Here is a 12397-nt window from a genome sequence, read left to right as displayed (position 1 = left end):
CGCTATCAGAACATGCAATAAAATTTTCATCCTTACGCTAATACCAACAGAAATTGAAATGAAAGTTCTTTCTTGGCAATCTCATCAAATACGATAGAAAAAAGTCAGCCGAAGCTGACTTCCTAATATAAAATTGTGAATTTAAAATCCAATGGATTAAAGTACTTGTAAAGATCCTTAAAGAGGTTATCGCCATGTTTAATGTAAAGTAAAGCGAAATTCTCAGATCTTTCCTGCAGCCCTCCCCCCGGGAAGAGTTTTTCCTTAACTTGATCAATATCGGTTAAAGCATGTTGGTGATTTCGCTTCTCGGCTTTCAACAGCTTTTTTTCTAAATTATTGATCGCTTTTTTTAATCGTGCTTTTACTGCCTCCGTACTCGGCCCTAAACTTGGATCAATTTTATGGGTTCGCAACTTTATCTTACCAAAAATGGCATTCAGCTCCATCCATTCGTCGTTGAGATTCAGACGTTCTTTAGTATGGCGCCGTACATATTCCTTCTTCAGCACTTCTGCTGAACGAAAGATACTTTTGAAAGTAAGATCAACGCGAAATAACTTAGCCGCTATTTTATCGTCTGTTATCATCGCTGAATTGCGTGGTATCAAAATTGGAAAATCGACCTGATAGTGGTCAAAATTCGACTTTAATTGCATCCAATAGACCATTTCGGCTCCACCGCCAATGTACGCAAGATTAGGAAGTATAATTTCTTGATACATCGGACGCATAACCACGTTGGGACTGAACCGCTCGGGATAATGCTCGATTTCTTGCTCCAACTCCGCCTTTGTAAAATAAATATTCTGATGCAATACTTCGTATCGGCCATCAGCAGTGAGCACGAGACGTTCCCTAAATTCATCCGTTAAATAAAAGAAATTAATTTCACGTGCGTGTACTTGAGTAGAAAAACCCTTTGACTCCAACTCCTCCGATCGAGAAGTTATTGCCTTAAAGCTATTTTCAGAGAAGATATCTTCTTTAATAATCGGCTTAAACAGTTCCTTCAATGCCCGATCATCCGCGTCAATAATCAAAAGGCCGTATGACTTAAACAATTCATTGACCATATACCGCGTTGCATCGGCTAAACGATCATGGTTCAAATAGGCTTCTTCCACAATGCGTGTAAGCCGAGTGGAGTTTTCTGAAAGCCCTAAAATATTTGTATACTGCTTCACGGCGTCAACAATCGTCGTTGTATCCATTCTTCCGGTAGCAGAAACAGCGGCTGTATCCCAACTAATTTTCTTACCGAAGACTTTCGTATGGTTGATTTCTTCAAAATCGTGGTCTTCGGTCGCCATCCAATAAACTGGAATAAAATTTTTATCGGAATGTCTGCTCTTCAAATCTTCAGACAAACGAATTGCCGTCATGATTTTAAAAATAAAATACAAAGGCCCGGTAAAAATATTGAGCTGATGCCCGGTAGTGATGGTATAAGAATTCTGATCGAGCAACAGCGCTATATTGGCCGCTACAGCAGGAGAACCCTTTAATAGTTCACCATATTGCTTTTTAAGACGCTCAACAAGAATCTCCCGGTATTCAAATTTCTTCTTTTCGTTCAATTGCTTTTCAAAACCGGCCCAGGTAGGCCAATTCCCAACAAAAGGTTCTAAGGCCTCATCATGTGCCAAATAGGCTAATAAAGTCTTGGAGAAGCTATTTGTTTCACTATATTCAATATAAGTTGCCTTCATCTGCAAATTTTATTAATTATTCTCTGTTCTTAATTGATAACGGAAATCCCCAAAGGAAGCTGACATGGCAGTGCATCTTTTCGTTAAATAGAACCTATTTTCAATTTTAATCAGAAGGCTGAGTCACCCGTGAAACGACGGGCTTTCTTGAATCTGATTTTAAACGGCTATAGATTGTTTAAAATGGGGATTGTACGCTTACAAATGTATCGAGTTTGCGTCGACAAAATAGTGAATTTTCACAAAAAGCTTCTGTAGCTTTTAAATTATATCATTTTACTGACAATTGTCTAGAAACAAACGGGCCTCCTTTGAATAAAGGAGGCCCATTTGTTTCTATTTTCATCTATAAGCTTTTAAACTTATTTCCTTACAATTTCACCATATAGATCGAAATCTTCGGCACGGTCGATTTTTACCTGAACAAAATCACCAATACGTGCATAAGAATCTGCAGCAGGAATCAAGACCTCATTGTCAACCTCTGGAGAGTCGTATTCTGTGCGGCCAATAAAGTAATCGCCGTCGATACGATCAACCAGCACTTTATAGGTATGACCAACCTTAGACTGATTGATATCATAGGAAATCCCTTGCTGAACTTCCATGATCGCTTCGACACGCTCCTCTTTTACTTCCTGAGGTACATCATCTTCCAAAGTATGTGCGTGTGTTTTTTCTTCGTGAGAATAAGTAAAACAACCTAACCTGTCAAAACGAGTCTCTTCAACCCAATCTAACATCTCCTGAAAGTCCTGTTCAGTTTCACCTGGATAACCACAAATTAATGTTGTACGCAAGGCGATATCCGGAACTTTGTCACGTATGGCATTGACAAGATCAATCTGTTTCTGTTTTGTTGTACCTCTGCGCATAGACTTCAACATCGGATCAGATATATGTTGCAATGGCATATCCAAGTAATTACAGATATTTGAACGTTCATTCATGGCGTCCAAAATATCCATTGGGAACCCCGAAGGATAGGCATACTGCAGTCTGATCCATTCGATACCATCGACATCCGATAAATGACGCATGAGATCAGAAAGATTGCGCTTTCCATAGATGTCGAGGCCATAATAAGTTAGATCCTGCGCTATTAAAATTAACTCTTTGGTACCATTCGATGCAAGGAATTTAGCTTCTTTCACCAGATCGTCTATGGATTTGGAAACGTGCTTACCACGCATCAAAGGAATTGCACAAAAAGAACATGGGCGGTTACACCCCTCAGCAATTTTAAAATAAGAAAAATGAGAAGGTGTTGTCAATAGTCGCTCACCAAGCAATTCGTGCCGATAATCAGCACCAATGGAAGACAATAGATCCGGCAAATCGTTCGTACCGAAAAAAGCATCAACATTGGGGATTTCAGACTGCAACTCTGGTTTATACCGTTCTGAAAGGCAGCCGGTAACGATTACTTTATTGATTTTCCCCTGTTCTTTTAAATCCGAATATTGCAAGATGGCATCAATAGATTCCTGCTTGGCATTATCAATAAAACCGCAGGTATTGATCACGACAATATCATTCGCCTGTATATTTGATGCTTCATGAACAACTTCCATCTGATTGCCTTTCAATTGACCCATCAGAACTTCACTATCGTGAATATTTTTCGAACAGCCCAAGGTGACCACATTGACACGTGGTTTATTAACCAACGGGGCTGGTTTCGCGTATTTTGTCTTCATATGATTTGAAGGCAGACTCTATTTAAAAAGGGAGTCTACAAATTCCTTTTTGTTAAACAACTGAAGATCACCAATTTTCTCTCCTACACCAATATATTTCACGGGGATCTTAAATTGATCGGATATACCGATAACTACGCCCCCCTTAGCTGTTCCATCGAGCTTCGTCAAAGCTAAGGCGTTCACATCTGTTGCTTGCGTAAATTGTGTACACTGCTCAATGGCATTTTGCCCTGTTGAGGCATCCAAAACCAACAAGATTTCATGTGGTGCTCCCGGAACAACCTTTTGCATAACGTTCTTGATCTTAGTTAGCTCATTCATTAAGCCAACCTTATTATGCAACCGTCCTGCCGTATCTATGATACAGACATCTTCACCATTTGCGACAGCGGATTTTACGGTATCATAAGCCACTGAAGCAGGATCTGACCCCATGGCCTGAGCGACAACACGAACGCCAACACGCTCGCCCCATAATTTAAGTTGATCAACGGCCGCAGCACGAAAGGTATCCGCAGCACCCAAAACCACTTTGCTGCCAGCTTGCTTCAGCTGATGAGCCAGTTTGCCAATAGTTGTTGTTTTACCAACCCCATTAACACCCACGACCATAATGACATAGGGTTTATGCTCACCATAATTGAAATGTTCGAAATCAGCGCTATTGTTCTCTGCCAGTAACGTTTGAATTTCCTCTTTCAACAGATTATTTAGCTCTGAAGTAGAAACGTATTTATCTCGGGCAACACGGGCCTGTATGCGATCAATGATTTTTAAAGTCGTCGTAACCCCCACATCAGAAGTAACCAAAACTTCCTCCAGATTATCCAATACATCGTCATCTACAGTGGACTTACCAACTACAGCTTTTGTAATCTTGGATAAAAAGCCTTCTTTTGTTTTTTCCAAACCCTTATCTAGGGCCTGTTCTTCTTCTTGTGTTTGTGGTTTTTTCTTAAAAAAATCAAATAATCCCATGGAATGTGTAGTGAAAATTGATGTTCAAATATAAACAAATGTCCTAAACAAAAAAAGCCCTTTCGGTAGGATACCAAAACGGCTATTTTTATCGAATTCTTTTTAAAGAAAAACTTTAAAAAAGGAAAATACTACTCGTTATTTTTGAGCTGCTGCAACTACGTCTTTCACTTTATCGTTGTGAACCATACCTTCTTTGAAAGTATACGCGCCAGTTTTTGCAGATTTAGTAGTAATAATAACCTTTGTAAATTCTTTACCGCCACCTTTTTGTAACGATGCAACTGCTTTCTTTGCCATGGTATATTAATATTTTACTTAGCATCTCTTTCAAGTGCCAAGATATGTGACTTACTTAATTTCTTTATGAACAGTAACTTTTCTCAATACTGGGTTGAATTTTTTCAACTCTAAACGCTCAGTTGTGTTCTTTTTGTTTTTAGTAGTGATGTAACGAGACATTCCCGGAAGACCACTTTCTTTGTGTTCAGTACATTCTAAGATAACTTGTACTCTATTTCCTTTTTTAGCCATTGTTTTACTTTATTTTGAATCCTATTAGGATTGAAATTTCATGAATAATCTTAATGTAACAGGCGCGACAATCAATTAGATTGAGCCTTTAACGATAAATTTATTGATCGCTGCTGTAATCCCGTTCTTGTTGATAGTCTTGATAGCAGAAGTAGATACTTTCAACGTAATCCAACGATCTTCTTCTGGAATGTAAAAACGCTTAGTTTGTAAATTTGGATAGAATTTACGTTTAGTTTTAACGTTTGAGTGAGAAACGTTATTCCCTGTTAACGCCGCTTTGCCTGTTAAATCACAAATTCTTGACATGATATTATTTTTTTGTTGTCTTTATTACAATATGTTAATCCTTTGCACTCTCTGCAAAGAGTTTGCAAATATCTATATTTTTTTTTAGATAAGCAACAAGATAATTGGAATTATTTTTAAAAATAGTTCTACATAGGAAGGGTATCGGCAAAAATAAAGGATTTTATTGTATTATATTTGCTCTGTAAAGAAAAATAGTTTTCAACAATTCACATTTATGAACAAATATCTTCGCAAGGGTATAAGGGAAATAATTATCGGTGTCGTACTGGTGATAGGGGGATATTATCTCATGGAACAACGCTCTAACTGGTATAAGCTCGCTATGCTGATTGGAGTAATTGTATTTAGTGTCGGATTCCTGACTTTAATCTATCGCATGATTCGTAAGGTAGACCGAGATGCCCTCATGGAGATGCGTGAGGAAGGACATAAAAAAGATAAAGAAGGGAATGCTGAACAAAACTAGAGCTGTAGTCTTAAAAACAACAAACTATTCGGAAAGTAGTCTCGTTGCCCAGCTATATACCGAACATTTTGGCATGCAATCTTATCTTATTGCCGGAGCAAGGAAGCCTAAAGCAAAAATCAAGGCCAATATTCTCCAACCTTTACATTTATTGGAAATAGTCGCCACACATAAAGATAATGGTTCACTCCAACGGATCTCTGAAGCACGTCAAGTACCCGCACTGCAAGAAATACCTTATGATATCGTCAAAAGTTCGCTGGCTCTTTTTCTGAATGAAATACTTTATAAAATACTGAAGGAACAAGAACATGACAGCTACCTTTTCGAATTTATTCATCAATCCATACTTTGGCTGGATCAAAGTCATTCAAACCTCGCCAATTTTCATCTCGTCTTTTTAATAAAACTCACACGCTTCCTAGGGTTTTATCCGGCCAAATCGAAACAAGTACTCCCCTATTTCAATCTTTACGAAGCAACCTTTTCAAATAGTCTCCCCGAACACCCGTTTGTTTTACAGGAACCACATACGTCAATTTTTAGAACCTTAATTGATTCCGAATATTCAAATTGCGAGCGAATTAAAATGACCAGCTCAGATAGACAATTTTTGTTGGAAAAAGTACTTGATTTCTATCGCTTGCACCGTACAAATTTTAAAGAAATAAAATCGCTCTACATTCTCGAAGAGATTTTTCGGTAAGAGTTTTCGATCCAAGCCCTCCTTATAACCCAACGAGTCCTTATCCCTTAGAAATGAAAATTTTCTTGGAGTAATTAAAGATCTCAAACCAAAAATACAAACTGGATCTCTAGCCAATACATTCCAGTTAGCTATCGCCTTGTCTATAATAATTGATTTCTTGGATAAATTCTTGGTACATTTATTGTAACAAAACTGAAATAACATATAGTTTACTAACATAATTTTCACCAAAAAAAGTATTAATAATATGGAACTTAAAGAAGCCTTTTTAAAAGTTGTTCGAGACAACTATGCCAATTTTGAGGGTAGAGCCCGTCGAAAAGAATATTGGATGTTCGTTCTCGCTGTGTTTGTTTTATTTTTTGCACTCGGCATCGTTGGCGGTATTTTGTCGGTTGTAAGCGATACCTTAGCGGGTTTGTTTTATGGTATTATGGGGCTAGCGTATTTAGCGTTATTGATTCCTGCGATAGCAGTTACCGTAAGAAGACTTCATGACACCAATAAATCAGGCTGGTTTATCCTGGTTTCCTTAATTCCATTTGTTGGAAGTCTATATTTACTTTACTTAGAAATTCTAGAGGGTGATAAAGGCCCGAATCAATATGGACCAGATCCTAAGGCTGCTGAAAATGCTACAAATCATCCTTTTAATCAAAGCCAAGATCCATTTGGTTCTTCTCGTACGCAGGATCCGTTTGGAAGTTCACAAATTGGAAGTTCGCAGCCTTCAAATCCAACACCGCCAGCACCTGACAAGGATCCCTTCGCTTAGATTCTAAAACCTTATAAAAAAAGCTTTCACATTCCTGTGAAAGCTTTTTTTATGCTGTGTTGTTAATGTCTATGCTTTTTCTTTTGCTGCCCAGGAGCAAAATCACGAGCAGACTGCTCTCCGTAGTATTTTTTAGCCTGACCTGGCGGCATTTTTTTCGGACCTCGCCCATGGCTGTGGCCATGATGAGTAGAATAACATGCCGACATGGAAATCGCTATTACGACAGAAAAAATTAATAATAAAGTGCGTTTCATCTTAATCTCCATATTTTAAACACTTCGTTACAATTATCAGTCCAAAATGTTTAACCGACCATAACAACTGCTCCCGCACCTACTCCTTGGAATTGCCAATGCTAAGGATAATATCAATCCTCGCTAATGAAATACAACTGCATAAAAAAGCCTATGCTTTTCGCATAGGCTTTTTCACAATAAATATATCTTCAATCTAATTAGATAACTCTTACATTTACCGCATTAAGACCTTTACGGCCTTGTTCAACTTCGTAAGATACACTATCATTCTCACGAACTTTGTCTACTAATCCAGAAACGTGAACAAAAATTTCGCTCTCGCCTGAGTTAGGGATGATGAAACCGAAACCTTTGGTCTCATTAAAGAATTTTACTTTACCTTCTTGCATGGCACTATGTTATTAATTTCCCTAAAGGTATAGAAATAAAATCAAAAATTTTAACCTTTTTATTTTTTTTACCCGTTAAACTTTTTCATCAACTTTGGCTCCAATCTTGTAGCAATGCGATAATAGCAATCGTATAATTAGAAAAACTTTAAGACAAAAAATATGAAAAAAATAGTATTAGGACTTGCCTTTTTAGGTTTTATGACTCAATTAAATGCGCAACAAATGGTTAATAAAGAGTTTGTATCCACTGTGGGACGTGCAGAAGAAGAAGTAACTCCCGACATCATCTATATCGATGTGACGCTAAAAGAGTTTTATGAAAACGGTAACACCAAGAAAAAAGTTGCAATAGACAAACTAGAAAAAGATCTGTTTGATTCGGCAACAAAAGCTGGTGTCAAAAAAGAAGATTTTACCATCCAAAACATCTGGAGCTACAATGTACCGGACAAAAAGAAAAAAGACACCGATATACTGCTTTCTAGACAATATCGTATTAAGGTAACTAACTTAAATAATTTGGATCAATTACTAGATGGCGTCGACAAAGCGGGTATCCAAAGTACTTATATCAGTGAGTATGATTACTCGAAGAAAAAAGAACTGGAAAAAAGCTTAAAAACTAAAGCAGTATTGGATGCCAAAGTCAATGCGCAGATTTTAGCAGAAGCAGCAGGGCAAAAAATCGGAAAGGCTATTGTATTGTCTGAAACACCGCAGCAGATTATCTTTGGCGTTCAGCCGATGATGCGCAATGCGATGTATAAAGGTGCAATGGAACAATCAGCAGATAGTGCTGACGGTGGCGGGCTTGACTTAAATATCAGACCAATGAAAGTAACAAGTGAGATCAGCGCTTCGTTCGAATTATTGTAATCATGCATCGAGAGAAAACTCCCGCAGATAAATTAAAACAAATTGACCAAGATTTCGGTTGGATAGACCGAATATCTTGGTTAATGGATAATCAGTTTAAAATTGGAGGCTTTCGGTTTGGCCTAGATCCGCTGTTAAACCTTATTCCCCTAGGCGGTGCGATAGCAGGCTTTGGTACATCTTTAATCCTTGTAATTGCCATGTGGCGTAACGGTGCCAGCCCCAAGCTCGTTATACGGATGCTTTTGAACATATCACTGGACGCGATTCTTGGTAGCATTCCACTACTCGGAAACTTGCTCGATTTCTTTAGCAAGGCCAACGAAAAGAACATCAAATTGCTCAGACAACACTATTACGAAGGAAAGCATACCGGATCGGGCATTGGCATCATCATCAGTATACTAATTGTTTTTTTACTCCTCATTTCGGTTACGTTATATCTTATTTGGACCTTTTTTTCTTGGGCTTTTTCGCTGCTGAATGGTATCTAATGCCAACAATTCCTGTCATTCTTCCGCTAAAATGGAATCCTTGGTATTTCTGGGGAAACAATGCCCTATATCTAATATCTATTTAATAATTTTGATGGCGATAGTTATCCCGTTATGACATCCAAAACTTAATCTCGAATTTAAAATGAGTAAAAAAAGAATATTTGCACTGATTTTGATCATCGTCATGCTGGCCGCAATTTTGACGAACCCCAGCAAAGAGGAACATGAAAAAATTGTACGTGCGAAAGCCGAACAATTATTAAAAAATCAGCTCCATGCCAAAGATAGAGAGTTTTTTGGCTTGGGAATGCAGCTCTTCGGAAATGACATTGTCGATAAATTTATTCAAACTTCGGTCGTGGTAGACAACTACTATTTGTTTTCTTTAACAAAAATAAAATGGCAGGGCACCGAACAGATCATAGGTGGAGGAGCTTTCAAACATATTTGGCTGAGCCCAAAAATTGATGAAAAAGCAGACGAAATTATTGCTGCATTGAAAAAGATCTAATATGCCTTTAGAAATACTTTACGAAGACGAATCTATCGTTGCTATCAATAAACCGCATGGACTATTGGTACACCGATCTTCTATCGCACGCGATGCTTCAGAGTTTGCGCTACAGCTCCTTCGGGACCAACTAGGAAAAACAGTTTATCCGGCACATCGTTTGGACAGGAAGACTGGAGGCATACTGCTATTTTCGCTAAATAAGGAGACTGACCAATATTTACAAAAAAGTTTTCAGGAGCGCAAGGTCGACAAAAAATACCTCGCTGTACTCAGGGGTTTCGCGCCAGCGGAAGGTCTGATTGATTATCCCTTAAAAAGGGACGATGGTACGGTTCAGGAAGCACAAACATCTTTTCGTTTACTTGCTCAAAGCGAGCTTGCCGTTCCCTTCGGAAAATTTCCGACGTCACGATACAGTCTCGTCGAAGCCAATCCAATTACAGGTCGTATGCATCAGTTACGCCGCCATTTCGCCCATATCTTCCATCCAATTATCGGCGATCGCCCGCATGGATGCAACAAACAAAATAAGTTCTGGAAAGAAACGTACCAAATGGATACCATGCTCTTACATGCGTCGGAGCTAACCTTTAAACATCCTTTATCGGGTGATGACGTACATATCAAAGCGACCTTGCAAGCTGATTTCGAGCGCGTATTGGAAATACTAAATCTCAACAACGTATGTTAAAATTGATTCTCGAAGCTTTCATGAGCATATCCGGTATCACCGCAGCTTCTGGTATTGTCTATCAGGATAGGCAGATCCATATCGTTTCTGACAATAGCAATTACATCTACAGCTATCATATCGCAGACCAAAAGTTGTCTAAAACGGTACTACGCCAGTCTGATCCGATGGAAAACATTGCTAAAGCAGCTAAATTGGATTTGGAATCGATCACTTTCGATGGAAGCCGCTATTATCTTTATGGTTCTGGTTCTACCCCAAACAGAAACCATCGTTTTATTTGGGACGGCAAAACAGTCCTCGAGGAAGACTTCAGTAAAATCTATTCTTCCTTAATGGAAAAATTCAGTATTTCCAAAGAAGACTTCAATATTGAAGGTGTTGTTCATGTAAAAGACAAGATCCTATTTTTTAACCGGGGAAATGGTCCTAAAGGCACAAATGCCATTTTAGAGTATCACTCGCTTTCTCCTGGCCAGTCCCGATGTATCCCGATTGAACTACCCAAGCTAAATGGCATCTCGACAGGCTTCTCAGATGCGACCCTGATTGGAAATGAAATCTATTTTATCGCTACCGCCGAAGACGCAAAATCGACCTATCTGGATGGAGAAATCGGAGGTTCCCTTCTTGGAAAAATACCTTCAGATCTTTCTGGCAAACCCGAGACATTCGAAATTCCCGAAAAGCACAAATTTGAAGGAATCACGCTGAAAGAAGAAACAGCCAACGGTTTAGTTTTCTTACTTTGTGAGGATAACGATAGCGACGATGATAACCTGACCGTCTATTCCCTTAAAGTCAACAATTAAATCGATTGTTCTAAAATAGATTCACAGTGAGGAATCACGTATATTTTATTAAATTTGCAGCTGACTAAAACTTAATTTTTATGTTAAAAAATACCGCCCTTTCGGAGACGCACATTGCTTTAGGAGCAAAAATGGTTCCCTTTGCAGGCTTCAACATGCCGGTACAATATACGGGCATTAATGATGAGCACGAAACAGTTCGTACAGGTGTAGGAGTTTTTGATGTAAGCCATATGGGTGAATTCATCTTAAAAGGTGAAAAAGCCCTGGACCTACTTCAAAAAATCTCTTCCAATGATGTGTCAAAATTATACGATGGGAAAGTTCAATATGCTTATATCCCAAATGAAACTGGCGGTGTAGTTGATGACTTCCTAACTTACCGTATAGACGATAAAACGTATTTTTTGGTTGTCAATGCGTCGAATATCGAAAAAGATTGGAACTGGATATCAAAGTATAATACGGATGGAGTAGAGATGAAAAATATCTCAGATCAAACTTCCTTATTTGCTGTTCAAGGACCTAAGGCTGCTGATGCACTTCAATCGCTTACCGATATCGAATTAGCTCCCATGGAATATTACACTTTTGCAAAAGGTACATTTGCGGGTGTAGAGAATGTTTTGGTCTCTGCAACAGGATATACTGGCGCTGGAGGTTTTGAAATTTATGTGGCCAATGAAGATGCGCAGAAAGTTTGGGACGCTATTTTTGAGGCGGGTAAGACTTATGGAATCAAACCAATTGGTTTAGGTGCCCGCGATACCCTACGCCTAGAAATGGGCTTCTGCCTATATGGAAATGATATCGATGATCATACATCGCCTTTAGAAGGTGGATTGGGCTGGGTAACGAAGTTTACAAAAGACTTTGTGAACTCTAAAGCACTCAAAGCGGAAAAAGAAGCTGGTCTGAAGAAAAAGCTCGTCGGTTTCGAAATGATTGACAGAGGCATTCCACGTCATGATTATGAAATTGTCGATGCCGAAGGAAATGTAATTGGACGTGTAACTTCGGGAACGCAATCCCCAACATTAAAAAAATCAATTGGATTGGGTTATGTGGATACAGCTTTTTCAAAAGATGGTAGTGAAATCTTCATTCTCATCCGTAATCAAAAAATCAAAGCAAAAGTAACAAAACCACCATTTGTGAAGTAATAA

General features: G+C 38.6%; 17 protein-coding genes. 9 read left to right on the top strand and 8 right to left on the bottom strand.

The features are described from left to right. Positions 1-122: 122 nt before the first annotated feature. The 6 genes from bshC to rpmB form a co-directional block, all read right to left on the bottom strand. Complete coding sequence (bshC, locus tag VXM68_RS05460; RefSeq protein WP_367210652.1) at positions 123-1712, bottom strand: bacillithiol biosynthesis cysteine-adding enzyme BshC; 1590 nt, start codon at positions 1710-1712, stop codon at positions 123-125. A 362-nt stretch (positions 1713-2074) separates the two neighbouring features. After that, positions 2075-3412, bottom strand: coding sequence for a 30S ribosomal protein S12 methylthiotransferase RimO (gene rimO / locus VXM68_RS05455; RefSeq protein ID WP_294185599.1), 1338 nt, complete (start codon positions 3410-3412; stop codon positions 2075-2077). A gap of 18 nt (positions 3413-3430) precedes the next feature. Then, a complete protein-coding gene (gene ftsY, locus VXM68_RS05450; RefSeq protein ID WP_209577034.1) occupies positions 3431-4393 on the bottom strand; it encodes a signal recognition particle-docking protein FtsY in 963 nt (320 codons plus the stop codon). Between the two features lie 138 nt (positions 4394-4531). Further along, positions 4532-4693 (bottom strand): DUF4295 domain-containing protein, encoded by a 162-nt coding sequence (locus VXM68_RS05445; RefSeq protein ID WP_070562566.1) that lies wholly within the window; start codon positions 4691-4693, stop codon positions 4532-4534. Between the two features lie 51 nt (positions 4694-4744). Next, the gene (gene rpmG / locus VXM68_RS05440; protein ID WP_002998409.1) at positions 4745-4927 is read right to left on the bottom strand and encodes a 50S ribosomal protein L33; all 183 of its coding nucleotides are present in this window, start codon (positions 4925-4927) and stop codon (positions 4745-4747) included. Positions 4928-5002: 75 nt separating this feature from the next. Further along, positions 5003-5236: a 50S ribosomal protein L28 gene (gene rpmB, locus VXM68_RS05435; protein WP_046672597.1), complete on the bottom strand. Its 234-nt coding sequence runs from the start codon at positions 5234-5236 to the stop codon at positions 5003-5005. Positions 5237-5453: 217 nt separating this feature from the next. Here rpmB and VXM68_RS05430 point away from each other — a divergent pair, with 217 nt between their 5' ends. The 3 genes from VXM68_RS05430 to VXM68_RS05420 all read left to right on the top strand — a co-directional run bounded on the left by VXM68_RS05430 (position 5454) and on the right by VXM68_RS05420 (position 7189). Continuing rightward, entirely contained in the window at positions 5454-5705 is a 252-nt protein-coding gene (locus VXM68_RS05430; protein WP_293955932.1) for a signal peptidase, read from the top strand. Further along, positions 5689-6411, top strand: coding sequence for a DNA repair protein RecO (gene recO / locus VXM68_RS05425; RefSeq protein WP_294185600.1), 723 nt, complete (start codon positions 5689-5691; stop codon positions 6409-6411). The genes VXM68_RS05430 and recO overlap by 17 nt, the downstream gene beginning before the upstream one ends. Before the next feature lie 250 nt (positions 6412-6661). Continuing rightward, positions 6662-7189, top strand: a complete 528-nt coding sequence (locus VXM68_RS05420; RefSeq protein ID WP_294185601.1) for a DUF805 domain-containing protein — start codon at positions 6662-6664, stop codon at positions 7187-7189. A gap of 62 nt (positions 7190-7251) precedes the next feature. Here VXM68_RS05420 and VXM68_RS05415 read toward each other — a convergent pair whose 3' ends face one another. Both VXM68_RS05415 and VXM68_RS05410 read right to left on the bottom strand, forming a co-directional pair. Continuing rightward, positions 7252-7458 carry a quinol oxidase subunit 4 gene (locus tag VXM68_RS05415; RefSeq protein WP_294185602.1) on the bottom strand — a complete coding sequence of 69 codons (207 nt, stop codon included), beginning with the start codon at positions 7456-7458 and terminating at the stop codon, positions 7252-7254. A gap of 188 nt (positions 7459-7646) precedes the next feature. Continuing rightward, positions 7647-7838 carry a cold-shock protein gene (locus tag VXM68_RS05410; RefSeq protein WP_209577023.1) on the bottom strand — a complete coding sequence of 64 codons (192 nt, stop codon included), beginning with the start codon at positions 7836-7838 and terminating at the stop codon, positions 7647-7649. 162 nt (positions 7839-8000) lie between these two features. Between VXM68_RS05410 and VXM68_RS05405 the strand changes: the two genes are divergently transcribed. The 6 genes from VXM68_RS05405 (at position 8001) to gcvT (ending at position 12394) form a co-directional block, all read left to right on the top strand. Further along, positions 8001-8717: an SIMPL domain-containing protein gene (locus VXM68_RS05405; protein ID WP_293955926.1), complete on the top strand. Its 717-nt coding sequence runs from the start codon at positions 8001-8003 to the stop codon at positions 8715-8717. 2 nt (positions 8718-8719) lie between these two features. After that, positions 8720-9211 (top strand): DUF4112 domain-containing protein, encoded by a 492-nt coding sequence (locus VXM68_RS05400; RefSeq protein WP_293955924.1) that lies wholly within the window; start codon positions 8720-8722, stop codon positions 9209-9211. A gap of 145 nt (positions 9212-9356) precedes the next feature. Next, positions 9357-9725 carry a hypothetical protein gene (locus VXM68_RS05395; RefSeq protein WP_293955922.1) on the top strand — a complete coding sequence of 123 codons (369 nt, stop codon included), beginning with the start codon at positions 9357-9359 and terminating at the stop codon, positions 9723-9725. A 1-nt stretch (position 9726) separates the two neighbouring features. Further along, positions 9727-10419: a pseudouridine synthase gene (locus VXM68_RS05390; protein WP_293955921.1), complete on the top strand. Its 693-nt coding sequence runs from the start codon at positions 9727-9729 to the stop codon at positions 10417-10419. Next, the gene (locus tag VXM68_RS05385) at positions 10413-11231 is read left to right on the top strand and encodes a hypothetical protein (protein ID WP_367210650.1); all 819 of its coding nucleotides are present in this window, start codon (positions 10413-10415) and stop codon (positions 11229-11231) included. The genes VXM68_RS05390 and VXM68_RS05385 overlap by 7 nt, the downstream gene beginning before the upstream one ends. An 80-nt stretch (positions 11232-11311) precedes the next feature. Beyond that, on the top strand, positions 11312-12394 hold the full coding sequence (gene gcvT, locus VXM68_RS05380; protein ID WP_294185607.1) for a glycine cleavage system aminomethyltransferase GcvT: 1083 nt from the start codon (positions 11312-11314) through the stop codon (positions 12392-12394). The last annotated feature ends 3 nt before the right edge of the window (positions 12395-12397 follow it).

The organism is Sphingobacterium sp. R2 (genome assembly GCF_040760075.1).
Classification (GTDB): domain Bacteria; phylum Bacteroidota; class Bacteroidia; order Sphingobacteriales; family Sphingobacteriaceae; genus Sphingobacterium.
This window is presented reverse-complemented; position numbering and strand designations above follow the sequence as displayed.

Bases quoted from the DNA above. Each gene is read 5' to 3' on its own strand.
- VXM68_RS05395 (WP_293955922.1), top strand. From the start codon at position 9,357: ATGAGTAAAAAAAGAATATTTGCACTGATTTTGATCATCGTCATGCTG.
- recO (WP_294185600.1), top strand. From the start codon at position 5,689: ATGCTGAACAAAACTAGAGCTGTAGTCTTAAAAACAACAAACTATTCG.
- rimO (WP_294185599.1), bottom strand. From the start codon at position 3,412: ATGAAGACAAAATACGCGAAACCAGCCCCGTTGGTTAATAAACCACGT.
- VXM68_RS05445 (WP_070562566.1), bottom strand. From the start codon at position 4,693: ATGGCAAAGAAAGCAGTTGCATCGTTACAAAAAGGTGGCGGTAAAGAA.
- VXM68_RS05430 (WP_293955932.1), top strand. From the start codon at position 5,454: ATGAACAAATATCTTCGCAAGGGTATAAGGGAAATAATTATCGGTGTC.
- VXM68_RS05390 (WP_293955921.1), top strand. From the start codon at position 9,727: ATGCCTTTAGAAATACTTTACGAAGACGAATCTATCGTTGCTATCAAT.
- ftsY (WP_209577034.1), bottom strand. From the start codon at position 4,393: ATGGGATTATTTGATTTTTTTAAGAAAAAACCACAAACACAAGAAGAA.
- bshC (WP_367210652.1), bottom strand. From the start codon at position 1,712: ATGAAGGCAACTTATATTGAATATAGTGAAACAAATAGCTTCTCCAAG.
- VXM68_RS05385 (WP_367210650.1), top strand. From the start codon at position 10,413: ATGTTAAAATTGATTCTCGAAGCTTTCATGAGCATATCCGGTATCACC.
- VXM68_RS05415 (WP_294185602.1), bottom strand. From the start codon at position 7,458: ATGGAGATTAAGATGAAACGCACTTTATTATTAATTTTTTCTGTCGTA.
- rpmB (WP_046672597.1), bottom strand. From the start codon at position 5,236: ATGTCAAGAATTTGTGATTTAACAGGCAAAGCGGCGTTAACAGGGAAT.
- gcvT (WP_294185607.1), top strand. From the start codon at position 11,312: ATGTTAAAAAATACCGCCCTTTCGGAGACGCACATTGCTTTAGGAGCA.
- rpmG (WP_002998409.1), bottom strand. From the start codon at position 4,927: ATGGCTAAAAAAGGAAATAGAGTACAAGTTATCTTAGAATGTACTGAA.
- VXM68_RS05420 (WP_294185601.1), top strand. From the start codon at position 6,662: ATGGAACTTAAAGAAGCCTTTTTAAAAGTTGTTCGAGACAACTATGCC.
- VXM68_RS05400 (WP_293955924.1), top strand. From the start codon at position 8,720: ATGCATCGAGAGAAAACTCCCGCAGATAAATTAAAACAAATTGACCAA.
- VXM68_RS05405 (WP_293955926.1), top strand. From the start codon at position 8,001: ATGAAAAAAATAGTATTAGGACTTGCCTTTTTAGGTTTTATGACTCAA.
- VXM68_RS05410 (WP_209577023.1), bottom strand. From the start codon at position 7,838: ATGCAAGAAGGTAAAGTAAAATTCTTTAATGAGACCAAAGGTTTCGGT.